This is a genomic window from Flavobacterium sp. (genome assembly GCF_036759525.1).
In the GTDB taxonomy this organism is placed as follows: Bacteria; Bacteroidota; Bacteroidia; order Flavobacteriales; family Flavobacteriaceae; genus Flavobacterium.
Genome location: NZ_DAIOUN010000002.1, coordinates 21,079 through 36,423 on the forward strand (window position 1 = coordinate 21,079; position 15,345 = coordinate 36,423).

Genomic DNA, 15,345 nt, shown 5'->3' on the forward strand with positions numbered 1-15,345 from the left:
AATCACTCCCGCACAATTCTCTGTCGTCCCAGCACACGTTGGTTTTGAACTAATGTAACAATATATACGCCTTGAGGCAAATGCCCCAAAGAAACGGTAAAAGGCGACTCTCCATTTGGTAATTCGGTTTGTAAAACTTTTTTTCCCATCATATCATAAACCTCCAACTCTAGGGAATCCAATTCCGTTTGAACCGAAAAAGAAACAAGGTCTGCCGTAGGATTGGGATAGGCAACCAATGGAATTTGCTGAAAATCACCTACACGCAACACGCATCCCTCAACCGGAACATATAAGGGTATAGGCGATTGTGTGGTAGTACCATTACCCGATTGGCCATACACATTTCTTCCCCATGACCACAAAGAACCATTGGATTTTAATCCAACACTATGCAATCCGCCTCCGGCTACAGCAACCCAATCCGTATCCGTTCCTATTTGAACCGGTGCCGCTCGTGAAGTTGTAGTACCATCTCCCAATTGACTAAAATCATTACGCCCCCAAGCCCACAAAGTACCATCCGTTTTTACGCCCAATGAATGTTGTAGTCCTGCTGATATGTGTATCCATGTATCTGTTCCAACTCTTTGCGGTACGTTTGAACTCGAACCCGTGCCGTTTGCTCCTTGAGGATTACTGCCCCAACTCCATAAACTACCGTCTTGCTTTAACGCCAAAGCATGTGAAGCTCCTATACTCAAGTACGCCCAATCCGTATCGGTGCCTATTTGAGTAGGATAATTTATAACCAGATTACTCGGGGTACTCACCAATCGTCCCGCATTTCCGCCCCAACCCCATAGGGTTCCGTTTTCCTTCAAAGCCAAACATGCAGCACTGATACTCGTTTGTACTTGTTTCCAATCGGTAGCCGTTCCTATTTGTATAGGGCTCAATTGATTGTTACAACACGTACCATTGCCCATTTCGCCTCGATTGTTTTGACCCCATCCCCACAAACTCCCATTACTCTGTATGGCTAGTGTGTGAGCGGTACTATGCACACTCCGCCAACTCGTACCCGGGCTTACTTGAACCGGTGAATTGTATTGAACTTGTACTGTTCCAACTCCCAACTGGCCCAAATCATTACCGCCACTTCCCCACAAAGCTCCGTTGGGGGCTATAACAAATGTGTTTTGATAGCCGGCATTAAAATCCAACCAGGGTTGGTTCAAATTACCATAAAGTACGGGTAACAATTGATTCTGACTATTGCCCAATCCCGATTGCCCATTGGCTCCCCAGCCCCAAAACCATACCGTTCCATCACTCTTTTGAGCGATAATATTGTTTTCTCCGCCTCCAAATTTCACAAAACATTGCCCCCATCCCACTAATGGAAATAGCGTTAATAATACCAAATACGTAGTTTTTTTCATAAGCAGTAATTTAAAGAAAAGGCCGCCCGAAAGCGGCCTAAAAGGTTATTAATTTTTAATCAATTTATGTTGACTTAGCAGTTTCCCACTTTGTCGCAATACCACCAAATACATACCCTCTGGATAGGCAGCGGTAGGCAATTCCAACAATCCGCTACCGTTCTCAATAGTAGCAGTATCCATAAGTCTGCCGGTCAAGTCATAAACATACAGTTGAACCGCACCTTCAATCCCTTGATAACGTAACGTAACTTGAGTTTGAGTAGGGTTAGGATACAACTGAACTTCATAAGGTGTAAGAACATCCAATCGTTCCGTAGAACTTACATTTCGCATAAACTCCTCCGATTCACACGGGGGCAAATCCAAATTAAATTTAGAGTAACAAGGTTTACCATCTTTGTTTATTCCCTCTATTTCAAAAGAATAAACTCCTCCCGTATAAGCCCCGGTTGGTATAACAGTAAACAAATAGGTATGCGTCCCGGCAAAAACCGTAAAGGCGGAGGGGTTCACAATAACATCACCTCCCATCGAACTCAATACCGCAAAAAAGTCATCCGCACTGGTAATTTGCAACTCTATCGTAAAACTACAAAATTTAGATTCATTTTTGATAATTTTAACAGGTACAATGCGTTCAATTTTACATTTATCACATTCCAACTCTTTAAAATACAAAGGTTCAGTGGTCAAAGCACAACCACCTGTATCCAAGGTAAAGGTATATTCACCGGTTTGATTTACATCAAAGGGCGTAGGAAAACTATCATGACCTTGTAATTCAATTTGATTGTTAAAAGACCAATCCCAATAGGGCAACAATACGCGGGGTCCTATCAATGTACCTAGGTTTTCTTTACAGGCATCATAACAACCGGATGGAAATATCCAACTGTAAACGGCAGGATCTTTCGGCACATCTATTTGAGCCGATACACTACAACCGCCTATAGTAGCAGTTACGCGATACGGGCCTCCGGCACCTACGTATATAGTAGAACCGGTTTGACCGTCACTCCACATAAAATGAGCATTAGGAGTACTGGTATGGGCTGTTAATCTGTAGCGGTAAGGGCTACAACTTTCCAATTGCGGGGGATAGATTTCCAAATCAGTCGGTGCTGGCATCACTTCCACGGTCAAACTCGAACTGGTACTACATCCGTTCAATGTCGAAACCGCTTCTATAATATTGGTTCCGGTTGGTAAATCGTAAAAACTGGGTTGCATAACATTAGATAGTACAGGTTGCAATATCCCATTCAAATACCAACTGATTGCGGTGGCATTCGTGCTAGCTTTTACTTCATAGGTTTCCCCGGAACATGCCGTAGCTGCTGCACTCAGGTGCAAAGTAGGCAAAGGCTTAAACACAGGACTAATACGACTGGGTGTAGCATACTCACATAGATTTTGAGAAAACAATTTCAACCAGTACGAACCCGGTTCAGTTACTACCAACTGAGGAGCATTTACGGCGGGGGTAACGGCTTGCAATCCATTCATCCAAACATATGTGTCTACCGCACACAAATCAGGAGAACCTGCTGCAGGTTGATAGGTTAAAGTAACCCCTTGACCGTCACACACACTGGGGGGATTGGGCTGAACTGCAACATCTCCATTAAAACATTTTTCAGGGATAAAAACATCCAAAGTCAACGCTCGGGAACATCCCATAGCACTGGTTACAACGACATGAACAGTATGAAGACCACTTGTTGTAAATACACGTTGAGGAACTCTAAGCGTACTTTGAGCATTCTCATCAAAGGTCCATGAAAATGTATCACTAGGAAGAGATTCAAATACTTCAAACTCTACAGAAGTGTTATAACATTTTATTACATTTGATACAAAGGGAAAAATTCCATCAGACATGGTCTGCAATTCAATTTCCAATTCATAGCTACAGGGAGCTTGTAAAACACCATCCAATACACCTTGAACTACTTGGGTAATAATATAACTTCCACTACCCAAATTCGAAATACTGGTTCCGGTAACAAGAACATTGCTACTGGAAGGTAAATGCGATTCACGTATAAAATAAATCACACTTCTATTGTAAACGGGAGCAAAAAAATTGGTCTCATCAAAAAAAGTTAAAGTAAAATTGGTATTCTGATTGCAAATTTTTTGATACGAAAATTTTGGAACATAGGGCACGGTAACTTTTTTATAATCCCTGAGGTTTACCATGTTAAAAGGTGGATTTTGACATTGGTAAAGAGCCTTGTAATCAATGTGATATTCGCCGGCCTCAGCTACAAAAGAAGAGGCGGTGTAATCATTTTGATTGAAATTAGGCCCAACTATTTTATACGATTCACCAATAGGGGGCACAGTAGTAGACCCATTCAAATAAACAATCCCACAATCGTTAAAACTCAAATTAGTCAATACGGGCATTGGATCCAAAATACATTCAGCCGTTTCATTACAATCTTGGCGTATTTGTACGGTATTCGAAAAAGAAACACAACCATTACTGTCCACAACACGAAATTTATAACTACCAAAGCCCAAGGATGAGGTAACCAATAATTGAGTATTCGGTATGGGTTGAGGATTAAGTATAACATTATCTTGATACCAAGTAATATTCAAACCGGCAATAGAGGTCCCAATCTCCAACAAAGTATTAATATCATTTTCATCACAAAAGGAGTTTCCACCACTAAAAATAGACAAACTTGCAGGGGGTCCGGGTAGCAAAGTAACATTAAATACGGCAACATTAGTACTTACTGTACAGCCATTAGGGGTTTCAATGGTAGCCGTAATAGTTCGGCCAATATTAGAACTTCCATTATTAAGAAAATTAAAAGTATGGGTTAATCCCCCTTGTATAGGACTTCCACTACCATTCCAGGTTACTATAGACATCGGGTCCAAAGCTACCCCATTTAAAGAGGCTACTTGCAATTGAAAAGAGGCTCCCGAACACACTTCTGTAGGACCCGTAATTTCAATCAAAGGTATCGGTACTACAGTAACAGTATAGCTAAATACTTGCGGGGGTAAAGTACATTTTTGAATAGTCAAAATAACATTTACAACCGTTGGAGTATCTACATTATACCACAATATTGAAGCAGAGGGAGTACCTTGACCGGAAGTAACACTACCCATTCCGGTATCAGACAAACTCCAGGTATACACCTCGCCTTGTGTATACAATTGAGATGTACCCGTTTGATAAGCAAAAAAGTCTTGGTAAGTATTCGCACATACACTACTCACATTGTTTTCACTCATTACGGTTACCGGTACCGTTTGCAGTTCAATTGAGAGAACCGTAGGGCTGGAATTACACACTATGGGTGAAATCGATTGTTTAACTACGCTCAAAGAATAAGGGCCAGACGCTTGGTAACTAACGATTACGCTGGTACCTTGATTCGAACCAACAAAACTTCCGTTTTGAACACTCCAAGTGTACGTAAAATTTGGATCGGCATTAGAAATCGTGTAAGTGTATGGTTGTGTCGGACAAATGATTCGGTTACCCAATATAGAAGTTGCTTGAACCGAATCGGGTTGAGGATAAACAGTTATGGTTTTTTGCTCTCCTTCACACATCACAGATCCCGAGGTCGATAGAACGTAATTCCCGGGGGTATTAAATTGATATTGAAATTGATGGGTACCACTTTGTGTAGCTATAAGATTTTCATCGGCATCAAATAAAGTCCACTCGGCAGGTTGTCCCGAGCCAGTGGTAAACCAAGTTACAGAACCCACACAAAATTGCGTGTCGCCCATGATTTCAACTCGAGGTTCTACAGTTATAACAAAGGTAGCTACACCACTACAACCGGTTAACGTGTTAATGTAAGTAGCTTTTAATATCAAAGTATCCGGAACATAGGGATAAACTATAACTTCATTCCGTTGATCGGTTAAGATAATTTCAGCTAAATTATTGGAGTCATTCCCAATAATTTCCCATTGAATATCGGTTGTTGGCCATTGTGGCAGTTCATACCGTGCATAAGATTTAACGCAAATTGATTGAGGCCCTACTATTGTTCCATTCGATTGTATTACAGGTACCCTAATAGTTGTTGGACTATAACAGTCAACATTACAACCTCTGGGGTCGAATGTAACATACCCAAATCCACTCGAATCTACTTGATCCCAAACGACAGTCAAATCTCCATTTTCAAAATTGATATTCTCAATAGTCCCTCCTACTACACTCCAATTAAAGTTATCTCTACAATACTCCCTCCCTGAAAAAGGCTATGAATAAGTTGCCCGTTGTCCTTCACACACAATTGAGGGACAACTGATATCAAAACCTCTTTTTCCAATTTCGGCTATCAAAGAGTAAGTGTGAGTACAATTACAAGCATTTGTAACAGTTAGTTTTATACCATAATAACCATCAGCAGTATAAACATGAGTTGGATTTTCAGCAGATGAGGTTACACCATCACCAAAATCCCAATGATACGAAACAATAGCACTACCCCCATTGGCATGAGAAGTATTCGTAAAATATAAAGTTTGATCAATACAACCTAAAATATAGTTCTGTTCATTGGGTTCAAATGGTACAACCTCAAACGAAGCTCTGGGACCTATAATTTTCTCAAAACATAGAGTCTTGTTCAATACAGTCGTCCCGGTTGTTATCTGTATTTGCAAACTACCCATACCGGCAGAACCCCAATAAACTTCGGTTCCATCTGTAGTTGTGTTTTGAACAGTTCCTCCGATTGCATTCCAAACTACCGTACTGTTGGGGGGCAAATTTTGCAAAGAATAATAAATGATTCGATTCTCACAAATCCGAAAACAATTGCTATCCCCTATATCCTCCAAAAACAGAGGTTCTTTCTCGTCTCTGGGTGGCTCTCCGGAAGCATAAACTTGACATCCTACACTTCCGCCAAAAAGGATAGATATAGGATTATTCTGTGAGTTAACTATACTAGTAAGCAATAAAAAACTTACAAGTATAAAAGGGGTAAAAAACCGTAAATTCAAACGGGCTCTCCGTCTGATAAACAACGTAATTTCCTTCATAATGGTTGGGTGTTTTTAGTTAGACATTTCCAAATATAACAATAAGAAAGAAACAATTTTCAAGTCAAAACCGTGCTATCTTGCTGTTTTTTAATACATTTCATCGACAAAGCCAATGTAGCAAAGGATTTTTACTACAAAAAATAACTAAATATTTTTATTAACAATTTTCTTATATTTCGGTTTATAACAGTGAGGGAATAGATAAAAAAATAGCGAACTTTTCTGTCGGTAAAGTAATATGTTTTTTGTGGTATTTAAACTATTCTTACATTTTAGGAATCCTAAATAAAATAAAGGAATTGGACTACATTTTATAAATTAAAAAAGAGTCTGAATTACAATAGAAAAATTTACATTTTAAGGTAATGTTTAGGAATTTTAGTAAGTATAAAATGAGGTGTTAATAACTTTATAAAAGAGACATGAATAAAACCAATAAAAATAAAGGTATTTTCTTATAAAAAACTCCAATTCTAAGCACAAAGTGATCGAAATATCCGTTAAAGTGATGACATTTAAATAAAAATACTAGAAAATGGGATATTTGTAAACTGGAAGTGAAACTTTAAATCAATCTCTTAAAAAAAAAGCAAAGACTCTAAAAGAATAATAGGGCTTTTACAATCAGTATCTAAAAAAGCTTGTTTTTATAGAATAATTATGAAGTTAAAAAAGTTTGTTAATAATCATTTTTGAAACATGAAACCTATTTCAATTAAAAAGGTATTTTTGAAAATCACTTAACTTTAGTAAACTATTCATTATGGAACACGAAATGATAGGCACATGTAATACCTGCAGCTTCTCCAAAAGATTTAAATTTGGAGGAGGTCGTCTAAAATTTCAAAATGTTTGTTTGGGCCCAGCTATAAATTTAAAATCCGGAAAGATGGAAACTATAAACTATAAAATGTATGATCCGGTTCAATACAAAATTTATTCAAACCCGGAACTACAATCCGAGCAACCGGAATACCTCAATAAGTTCAAGTATGGCAATTACTATATAAATCCAATGGGTAATTATTGTCCTGGTTGTCACAACAAAACCTTCGACTTCTCTATAAAAGTTACAGTAGAATAAAAAAGCCCATTCCTTTCGGTTTGGGCTTAAAATTTGTTCAACTCAGAGGTCACCACAACTAGAGTTAAACCTTTTTTTTGTACTTCTTGGTAATAAATTTGAGTAGTACCGAAATTGAAAAACTCACCACAGCTCCTACAATTGCTAAGACAACCGTTTTAATCAAATCATCAGAATTCAAATTGGGTACTACGCTCAAAAAAGTACCTCCGGCAGTTCCCACTAAAGTAGGATTACTGGGACTGCTCATTTTTCTCAACTGTTAATTGGCTTACAGCAGAAATTACACCGCCGGCTACAGCTATATAACCACCAACGGAAGTCACAACTACCGGTAATGCTATTGGAGCTGTCAGAATAGCAGTACCTACCGAAGCCAATACCAATCCTATAGTACGCAAAACTTTAAAGAACTTAGGTGTCGGAGCTGTCGCTCTCTCTACAATTGTATTCATAATTTTCATTTTGTTATCCGTTTAAGGATTTATTGAACAACTAATTCAACACTTTCATGAGCATCCAAAGCTTGATATACAATGTCTTTCAATTTAGTAAAAGCATTGCGAGACATCAAACCAAGTCCGGGTCCAGAAAGTTGGGTTACAGGAGCAATACAGCCTTGCAATTCCTTGAGTGCATTGTAAGCAGGATGAATAAGAATGAACTTTCTGTTTGGTACATCCATAACTTCCAAATGCCACTTGTATTTGGAACTGTATCGCTTTCTTATAAAATATTTCCCCTCAGGAATACAGGAAACCTTCGTTTCGTTTCGTCTCCATGGCAACTCAATTGTTTTACAAATCAATTTGCCTTCGCATTCGAGTTTCCCATTAGTTCCATCAGGGAAATAAGTTCGGGTTAAAAATAATACCATACTAAAATTTCTGAATTCTAATTTTAACCTAAGTTTATATTCCACTTACTTGTACCAAAGAAAGAGGATTAAATGCACCATTTTTCAGAGAATACAATTTACCATTCACCTCTTGATAAAATTCAATCCCAAGAGCCAAAAACAACGGTTTTGTACTGTTAGGTGTAACCGTATTCACCTGGTTGATTGCCACAGTTGGTTCAGCATCCCAAGGCATAATTGCTGTAACAGCATTATCTACTACATACGTTTCAGCTTCAAAATCAATCTCTGCACCGGCAGATACAATTTTAAAATGAGTCGTTCCCGAAGGTGCAGCAATCATGTTCAAAGGTATAAACGAAGCCAAATCAACACTCAATTCACCGGTAACCCGGTTAATGTTGGTTGTAAATGGAGCAAACAAGCTAGTTCCTAGTTTGCCACGAATGTTAAACTCAAAACCAGCTAACAGTTCGGCTTCACCATCAATAACATTTCGTAAACCTCTTTCACTCACCTCATCAGCTTGAATTACTTTCATCATTCGTTGAGTTAATCGACTCACCATTCTTCCATCTGATGAATTCAAAAGCAATGCTCGCAGTGAGTTTCTCAAAAGCTTACCGGCTTTTCCGGCTCGCCCAAATTCCGCTCCATTTTCTCGAGTTCGTTGAAAATTAGGATCATTGGCAATCCGGCTTGCATCAATTCCTCCTTTCTCTCTAGCCAAATGCCCATCCTGGGTTTTGTAAAAGGTAATATCACCGATAGTACCTTTTAATTTAATTATGCCTTTCTGTCTAGCCATAAAAATAAAATTTAATTCTTCATTAGGTTTGCTTGTACAAACCGCTCACTACTCCATCATTCTAAATTTTGTTGCAACAGTTTCAAATGATCCAGACAAAGATTACATTACATTTCGCCAAAGAAAAAATCAGCAGTGTACCATATGTCCAAAATCGACATAAGTGTCCATAATGAGCATAAAAACTCACTATATCAGTTTAAAAAAATATAAGTAAATTGCAGAATATTTTCTGCTAGTCAGAAGCAAGTCAAAGCCTAATCAAAGGCATGGATAAAGTATGAAATTGAATAATCAGAGGGTGTGCATCTATCCTAAAGACATACAGCGAATAACAGGGAAGAGTTATCGTCAAAGTACGAGATTGATGCAAAAAATAAAAAAAGACCTCAATAAGCTCGAAAATGAGTTTTTAACGATTGAAGAGTTCTGTACATATACTGGCATAAAATATGAACAAGTAACTCACTTAATTTTTGGTTAAAAAAGAAAGCAAATAGAATTCAATTTTAATCTAACTGATTACTTTATACTTTAGTTACTAGTTCAATTTTTGGCAATGTTTAATGAATTTAAGTTTGATTTTTCATCTCAAATAAGTATATTTGTTATTCACAAATGAAATGAATTATTTACGATTTAAAAAGGGTGGTAAAATCGGTTACCTAATTATAAATTCAATTTTAACTTACTGTAATACAATTCGTTGAAACGGATATCCAAATCCCTCTTTCTCCGCAGAATTAAAACCCTAACAATTGATTTTCAATTAGTTAGGGTTTTTTGTTTATTCAAGTATCTCTTCTCTTTAAATAAACTAAATTTTAAGTATCTGGATTGGTATACATTTAAAATAAGTATACCTTTAATTAGAAAAACCGTACTTCAATTTGAGGATTGAAAAATAAATCTCAATTTTTAACCTGAAAAATATTGTAAATAAAAAACCCTAACTTCAATAAAAAAGTTAGGGCCTAAAATATATTCGTGAAAAATTTAATTTTTAATACAACGCACTGAAAATCCAATTTTTTTATTTACCGAATTTGAAACCAAATTTGGCATACCATTACTTATAGCTCGGTGTTGACCTAGAGAAGTTGAAGAAGTGGAAAATGCCCAAAAGTAAGCACTATAATTCAAATTCAAGAAAGTACCATCATTGAGACGATAGCCACCCGGTTGTGCTGAAAATAAAGTTGAATTGTTCAAATTTAAATTATTACCTGGTGCTCCTGTATTTGAAGAACTTGACCAATTTTCTTTAGACGCTAATGACTTGGCTATTTTATTGCCAGAATGGGATCCATCATAATTGTAACCCGAACTTATCAAGTAATTCTCCAAAACAACAAAATCGGATTCAGTTGCAACTCTATAATTACAAGGACAAATATTTCTACTATCTTCTATAGCATACCAATTGTATAGTTTTCCATATACAGAGCCATTTGTAGAGCTGTTGTTATAATTGCTCCACGCCGGTGTAGTTAATGAACTCCATTGAGAACTTGATGAAACATTCGGAATTAAATCGCCATTACAATAACGAGTCGTTTTCAAATTCTCTTTAAGCCATATTTGATTCCCAATTTGAATCGTTTGATAAACATTTCCATCACCATCATAAACTGGTGTTGGTATTTGTGACGTTGTGAATGTAAGTTGACTTCCATAGCTTGTTCCAACTGAATTTGTGGCATAAGCTCTTACATAATATTGAGTTGAAGGTTGTAAATTTTGTAAAAGAGAAGTAAAATTGGATGTTCCGGTTCCTTCGTTTGTTTTGGTATTTAAGGAAATCGTAGGATTTGGATTAGTACTCCAAACTACTCCTTTGTTTGCAATTGGACTACCTGAATCAGTAATAGAATAACCTCCGGAAACCGAACTATTAAAAGTAATAGCTGTAATAGCTTGAGTCTGTAAAACAGGCAATCCGGGTAAGGTTGTAACAACTTTAGATTCACTGTAATGCACACCATTTGCATTGATAGCATAGGCACGTACATAAAATTGAGTCGCAGCAGGTAATTGATTTATTAGTGAAGAAAATCCACCAAATCCTTCACCTGAGTTGGTTTGATTTTGGGTTTCCAAAGTAGGATTGTTTTGGTTAGACCAAACAAATCCTTTAGCCGTTATCGCAGTTCCTCCATCAGAATCTATTTCGGCACTCGCTCTAAAGCTATCTTGAGTAACTTCGGTAAGGTTAAAGTTTTTAATCAATGCCAATGTAGTATTAGAAGTTACAAAAGTCTTTACTTGACTGTAAAAAATTCCTTTTGTAGTAACTATATAACCTCTAGTATAATATTGTGTAATGGGATTTAACCCCGTAATTACACAAGACATATTCAGTGATTCATCTGTACTTTGACATTTAAATGCTGATTCAAAATTAAGATTGGGATTATCTCCCCAAACCAATCCTTTTTCAACAATTTGTGGAGAACCTTGAATTTGAAAAGCAATAGTAGCTTTTGCTGAATTGTAGGTTACATCAGAGACCGAAATTTCCGTAGAAGCAATAGAAATTTTTTGAGATTTTGTTTCTTCATCGGATGAACACGCGAAGAAAAGATAGGGCAAAGTTAACACAGCGGTTAATCTTACCGATTGTAGGTTTACATATTTCATTTTGACACAAGATTAGGGTACAGTAAAGTTAAAAAAAAGTTAATGAAAAATCCAATTATTACGACTGTTTTAACAAAAATTCCTGTAGGTTTTAAAAAATAAAGCACTGAATCTCAAAAAACAAACTTCTCAAAAGAAATTGTAATTCGCATTTTTTGAAACCTTTCGTATATTTGAATGATAAAATGCTTCTTAAATTGAAAATAACATCCTTCTTAGCTTTATCAGATTCAGAACAATTTGAGTATATCTTTTCAAATGGAAAATGTGTTGCAGAAATAAAAAAACCACCCATACATCAAAAGTTGTTTAGTGTGGGTAGTTTTTATGTAGAAGTACATTTTTTTGAAAGCAATCAAAAAATTATAATGAAAAAAATTTTTAAGGAAGGTGAATTACTTGAAAAATATTTGGTTGAATACAATCAAAAAATACCTAAAAAAATAAGTTAGCTCTATTTGTTTTGATTGTCTTCACAAAGCTCCAATAGTATTCCATGAGTAGATTTGGGATGAAGAAAAGCAATATCCAGCCCCTCTGCCCCTTTTCGAGGCTTTTTGTCAATTAAAACTACATCCTTAGATTCTAATTCATCCAATTGTTCTTGAATATTACTAACTGCCAAGGCCAAATGATGTATACCTTCTCCCCTTTTTTCTATAAATTTTCCAATGGGCCCTTCTGGATCAGTCGATTCTAACAACTCAATTTTGGAGGCTCCGATTTTGAAAAAAGCAGTTCTAACTTTTTGCTCTTCTACTTCTTCTATTTTATAACAAGGGATACCTAATTTTTCCTCCCAAAACGGAATAGCTTCTTGTAAACTTTTTACTGCTATACCAATGTGCTCAATGTGTGATAAATTCATTTTTTTTAATTTTAATTACCAATTTGCAAATGAAACGCCAATTCCTAAAGTGGTTTGACGATGATTGTAATCTATCATAGTTTCCCCATATCCATCAAATGCCTGAACGTGTCCTCGAAGGTGTCCTTTAATCGGAAACACATAGTTTAATTGAATACTTCCCCTATTCAAACTAGTAAAAGGATGGGTAATAAGAGTGTAAAATTGATGTCTTTTGTATGAGTAGGATGCCATAAGCTCACCTCTACCAATATAATTTGTAATCTCTGGGTTTTCATCATCTGAATCTTTTAATCTTATCCAAGGACTAAAAGTTACAATCCACGAATCTGACTCGTAGCCCAAATGAAAAATAATTCGATTCCAACTTCGAGATAAAGGCAAGTCTCTACCGTTAGACTGATGATTGAACCCTACTCCCAACGACCGAATCTGTCCACCTAGAAATGAAAAATGCAAGGGATAAACCAATATCAACTCGGGTTCATAATTGAGTTCTCTAAAAGCTCTGGAAATATTGGTATTGTAAATTTGCCAATGAGCTTTTTGGGTATAACCTAACCAAATATCTGCTTTACCCCAAAATAACCCTTGAGCAATTTTTGTTTTAAAACTCAATTGAAATTTGGCTTCCAACGGATTAAAATTCTCTATTTCAGCTGAGGAGTAATTGGGATTTTCACTACGAGGTTGGTTATTTGGCCTACTTGACCATCGTCCGGCAGTTATATAAATGGGTTTGTAGGACACCAGTTTAAATGTGCCTTGCTTATCAATAGAATCCAACTCCCATCTTTGAGAATAAGTTTTATAAATTATTTCATCCGACTTAGAAAATAATGATTGCGACAATGTAGTATGACCAAAAAACAAACCAGTTATCAATATAAAAAGCCTCATCTTTTTCAATTTGGCACTAATATAGGAATTAAATTAATTCCAAAACTTAACTAAGTCCAATGACCAATCCTTCATCTGTCAAATCGATATGCTCTGCGGCCGGATAAAGGGGTAAACCGGGCATTCGCATTACATCGCCCATAATAGGAATTAAAAAACCGGCACCGGTTGCCCATTCAAATTCTCTCACGGTTACTGTAAAATGTTCGGGAACTCCAATTAGATTCGGGTTGTCTGAAAAACTCTTTGGTGTTTTGGCAATACAAACGGGAAGCTTAGAAAATCCAAGTTTCTCAATCAATTTCAATTGATTTTTGGCTTTCTCGGTGTATAAAACTGTATTAGCTCCGTAAATTTTGAAAGCAATAGTCTCTATTTTTTCTTGTGTAGACCAATCTGATTCATACAAAGGTTTTAATGTTTCATTGCTTTCTTCCAGATGTTCTAATACACTTTGAGCTAATGGAATCATACCGGTACCCCCTTCAGCAAATCCTTGGGCAACTACCATTTTGATTCCAATATTTTTGAAATATTCACGAACATATTCTATTTCTTCACTTGAATCATTGGGAAAATAGTTTAGAGCAACAATTGGCGTGTATCCAAAAGTTTTACAATTTTCTATATGCTTGTGAAGATTTTTGATACCCAAAGTTACTTTATCCAATGCTGGAATATCATATTCAGATGAACTTACTCCTCCATGATGCCGCAAAGCCCTAATTGTTGCAACCAATATAACAGCTTTAGGTTGGAGACCTGAGGAAACACATTTGATATTAAAAAATTTCTCTGCTCCCAAATCAGCCCCAAAACCCGCTTCGGTTACAACATAATCAGCCAAAGACAATCCCATTTTTGTAGCCAATACCGAATTGGTTCCTTGAGCAATACTTGCAAAAGGCCCTCCATGTAAAATAGCCGGATTCCCTTCTAAAGTTTGAACTAAATTTGGTTTAATAGCTTCTTTTAGCAAAACGGCCATTGCTCCAACTGCATTGAGATCTTTGGCAAAAATAGGCTCTCCGGAAAACGTATTGCCTATATAAATGGACGCCAAACGATTTTTCAAATCAGCTATACTTTCCGACAAGCATAAAATGGCCATAATTTCAGACGCAGGAGTAATAGAAAACCCCTCTTCTCTGGGAATTCCATTTGCTGACCCTCCTAAACCAATAACAATTTTTCGAAGAGCTCTGTCATTTAAGTCAACTACTCGTTTCCATGTAAGGGTTCTCGGATCTAAATTTAAAGATCTGCTTTTACTTTGAAGATTGGAGTCTATTAATGCAGATAACAAATTATTCGCTTTTTCAACGGCAGCAAAATCACCCGTAAAATGCAAGTTTATGTCCTCCATAGGCACAACTTGAGCATAACCTCCTCCGGCTGCTCCGCCTTTCATCCCAAAAACAGGACCCAATGAAGGTTCACGCAAAACGGCAACTACTTTTTTGTTTAGTTTGGCTAACCCATCTGCCAATCCCACAGAGATAGTAGTTTTACCTTCACCTACAGGTGTGGGTGTCATAGCGGTTACCAAAATCAATTTACTTTGGGTAATTTGTTCCTTATTGATGAGATGTAAAGGAAGTTTAGCCTTATATTTTCCATATAATTCTAAATCTTCAGAAGGTATGGCCAATTTTTGGGCTACTTGCCCAATTGGAACCAATTTGGCTTGTTGTGCAATTTGAATATCGGTGAGCATAAATTTTCCATTTTATACTCCGAAATTAACAACAAAAC

At 36.7% G+C, this 15,345-nt stretch carries 13 protein-coding genes; 2 read left to right on the forward strand and 11 right to left on the reverse strand.

The window, feature by feature from the left end:
• Nucleotides 1–2: 2 nt before the first annotated feature.
• From V7M80_RS01905 to V7M80_RS01915, 3 genes are all read right to left on the reverse strand, one after another.
• Complete coding sequence (locus V7M80_RS01905) at nt 3–1,385, reverse strand: T9SS type A sorting domain-containing protein (RefSeq protein ID WP_333693658.1); 1,383 nt, start codon at nt 1,383–1,385, stop codon at nt 3–5.
• A gap of 48 nt (nt 1,386–1,433) precedes the next feature.
• Nucleotides 1,434–5,549: a T9SS type A sorting domain-containing protein gene (locus tag V7M80_RS01910; protein WP_333693660.1), complete on the reverse strand. Its 4,116-nt coding sequence runs from the start codon at nt 5,547–5,549 to the stop codon at nt 1,434–1,436.
• 90 nt (nt 5,550–5,639) lie between these two features.
• Nucleotides 5,640–6,428, reverse strand: coding sequence for a PKD domain-containing protein (locus V7M80_RS01915; RefSeq protein ID WP_333693661.1), 789 nt, complete (start codon nt 6,426–6,428; stop codon nt 5,640–5,642).
• Nucleotides 6,429–7,320: 892 nt separating this feature from the next.
• On the opposite strand from V7M80_RS01915, the gene V7M80_RS01920 reads away from it, so the two are divergent.
• A complete protein-coding gene (locus V7M80_RS01920; RefSeq protein WP_333693663.1) occupies nt 7,321–7,515 on the forward strand; it encodes a hypothetical protein in 195 nt (64 codons plus the stop codon).
• A 64-nt stretch (nt 7,516–7,579) separates the two neighbouring features.
• Here V7M80_RS01920 and V7M80_RS01925 read toward each other — a convergent pair whose 3' ends face one another.
• The 5 genes from V7M80_RS01925 to V7M80_RS01945 all read right to left on the reverse strand — a co-directional run bounded on the left by V7M80_RS01925 (nt 7,580) and on the right by V7M80_RS01945 (nt 11,822).
• On the reverse strand, nt 7,580–7,765 hold the full coding sequence (locus V7M80_RS01925; protein ID WP_333693665.1) for a hypothetical protein: 186 nt from the start codon (nt 7,763–7,765) through the stop codon (nt 7,580–7,582).
• Nucleotides 7,749–7,970: a hypothetical protein gene (locus V7M80_RS01930; RefSeq protein ID WP_333693667.1), complete on the reverse strand. Its 222-nt coding sequence runs from the start codon at nt 7,968–7,970 to the stop codon at nt 7,749–7,751. The genes V7M80_RS01925 and V7M80_RS01930 overlap by 17 nt, the downstream gene beginning before the upstream one ends.
• A 29-nt stretch (nt 7,971–7,999) precedes the next feature.
• On the reverse strand, nt 8,000–8,392 hold the full coding sequence (locus V7M80_RS01935; protein WP_333693669.1) for a DUF5675 family protein: 393 nt from the start codon (nt 8,390–8,392) through the stop codon (nt 8,000–8,002).
• Nucleotides 8,393–8,426: 34 nt separating this feature from the next.
• The gene (locus V7M80_RS01940; RefSeq protein ID WP_333693671.1) at nt 8,427–9,182 is read right to left on the reverse strand and encodes a hypothetical protein; all 756 of its coding nucleotides are present in this window, start codon (nt 9,180–9,182) and stop codon (nt 8,427–8,429) included.
• A 996-nt stretch (nt 9,183–10,178) separates the two neighbouring features.
• Nucleotides 10,179–11,822 (reverse strand): FISUMP domain-containing protein, encoded by a 1,644-nt coding sequence (locus V7M80_RS01945; RefSeq protein ID WP_333693673.1) that lies wholly within the window; start codon nt 11,820–11,822, stop codon nt 10,179–10,181.
• Between the two features lie 197 nt (nt 11,823–12,019).
• Between V7M80_RS01945 and V7M80_RS01950 the strand changes: the two genes are divergently transcribed.
• The gene (locus V7M80_RS01950; RefSeq protein WP_333693675.1) at nt 12,020–12,274 is read left to right on the forward strand and encodes a hypothetical protein; all 255 of its coding nucleotides are present in this window, start codon (nt 12,020–12,022) and stop codon (nt 12,272–12,274) included.
• 2 nt (nt 12,275–12,276) lie between these two features.
• Here V7M80_RS01950 and mce read toward each other — a convergent pair whose 3' ends face one another.
• Genes mce through V7M80_RS01965 form a run of 3 tightly spaced genes read right to left on the reverse strand, consistent with a single transcriptional unit; the run spans nt 12,277 to nt 15,307 of the window.
• Nucleotides 12,277–12,690, reverse strand: coding sequence for a methylmalonyl-CoA epimerase (mce, locus tag V7M80_RS01955; protein WP_333693676.1), 414 nt, complete (start codon nt 12,688–12,690; stop codon nt 12,277–12,279).
• A gap of 15 nt (nt 12,691–12,705) precedes the next feature.
• A complete protein-coding gene (locus V7M80_RS01960; RefSeq protein WP_333693677.1) occupies nt 12,706–13,590 on the reverse strand; it encodes a phospholipase A in 885 nt (294 codons plus the stop codon).
• A 46-nt stretch (nt 13,591–13,636) separates the two neighbouring features.
• Nucleotides 13,637–15,307, reverse strand: a complete 1,671-nt coding sequence (locus tag V7M80_RS01965; RefSeq protein ID WP_333693678.1) for a formate--tetrahydrofolate ligase — start codon at nt 15,305–15,307, stop codon at nt 13,637–13,639.
• Nucleotides 15,308–15,345: the final 38 nt, after the last annotated feature.

Excerpts from the sequence above, each read along its gene's own strand:
- V7M80_RS01905 (WP_333693658.1), bottom strand. The coding sequence starts at position 1,385 with ATGAAAAAAACTACGTATTTGGTATTATTAACGCTATTTCCATTAGTG.
- V7M80_RS01915 (WP_333693661.1), bottom strand. The coding sequence starts at position 6,428 with ATGAAGGAAATTACGTTGTTTATCAGACGGAGAGCCCGTTTGAATTTA.
- V7M80_RS01920 (WP_333693663.1), top strand. The coding sequence starts at position 7,321 with ATGGAAACTATAAACTATAAAATGTATGATCCGGTTCAATACAAAATT.
- V7M80_RS01925 (WP_333693665.1), bottom strand. The coding sequence starts at position 7,765 with ATGAGCAGTCCCAGTAATCCTACTTTAGTGGGAACTGCCGGAGGTACT.
- V7M80_RS01930 (WP_333693667.1), bottom strand. The coding sequence starts at position 7,970 with ATGAATACAATTGTAGAGAGAGCGACAGCTCCGACACCTAAGTTCTTT.
- V7M80_RS01935 (WP_333693669.1), bottom strand. The coding sequence starts at position 8,392 with ATGGTATTATTTTTAACCCGAACTTATTTCCCTGATGGAACTAATGGG.
- V7M80_RS01940 (WP_333693671.1), bottom strand. The coding sequence starts at position 9,182 with ATGGCTAGACAGAAAGGCATAATTAAATTAAAAGGTACTATCGGTGAT.
- V7M80_RS01945 (WP_333693673.1), bottom strand. The coding sequence starts at position 11,822 with ATGAAATATGTAAACCTACAATCGGTAAGATTAACCGCTGTGTTAACT.
- mce (WP_333693676.1), bottom strand. The coding sequence starts at position 12,690 with ATGAATTTATCACACATTGAGCACATTGGTATAGCAGTAAAAAGTTTA.
- V7M80_RS01960 (WP_333693677.1), bottom strand. The coding sequence starts at position 13,590 with ATGAGGCTTTTTATATTGATAACTGGTTTGTTTTTTGGTCATACTACA.
- V7M80_RS01965 (WP_333693678.1), bottom strand. The coding sequence starts at position 15,307 with ATGCTCACCGATATTCAAATTGCACAACAAGCCAAATTGGTTCCAATT.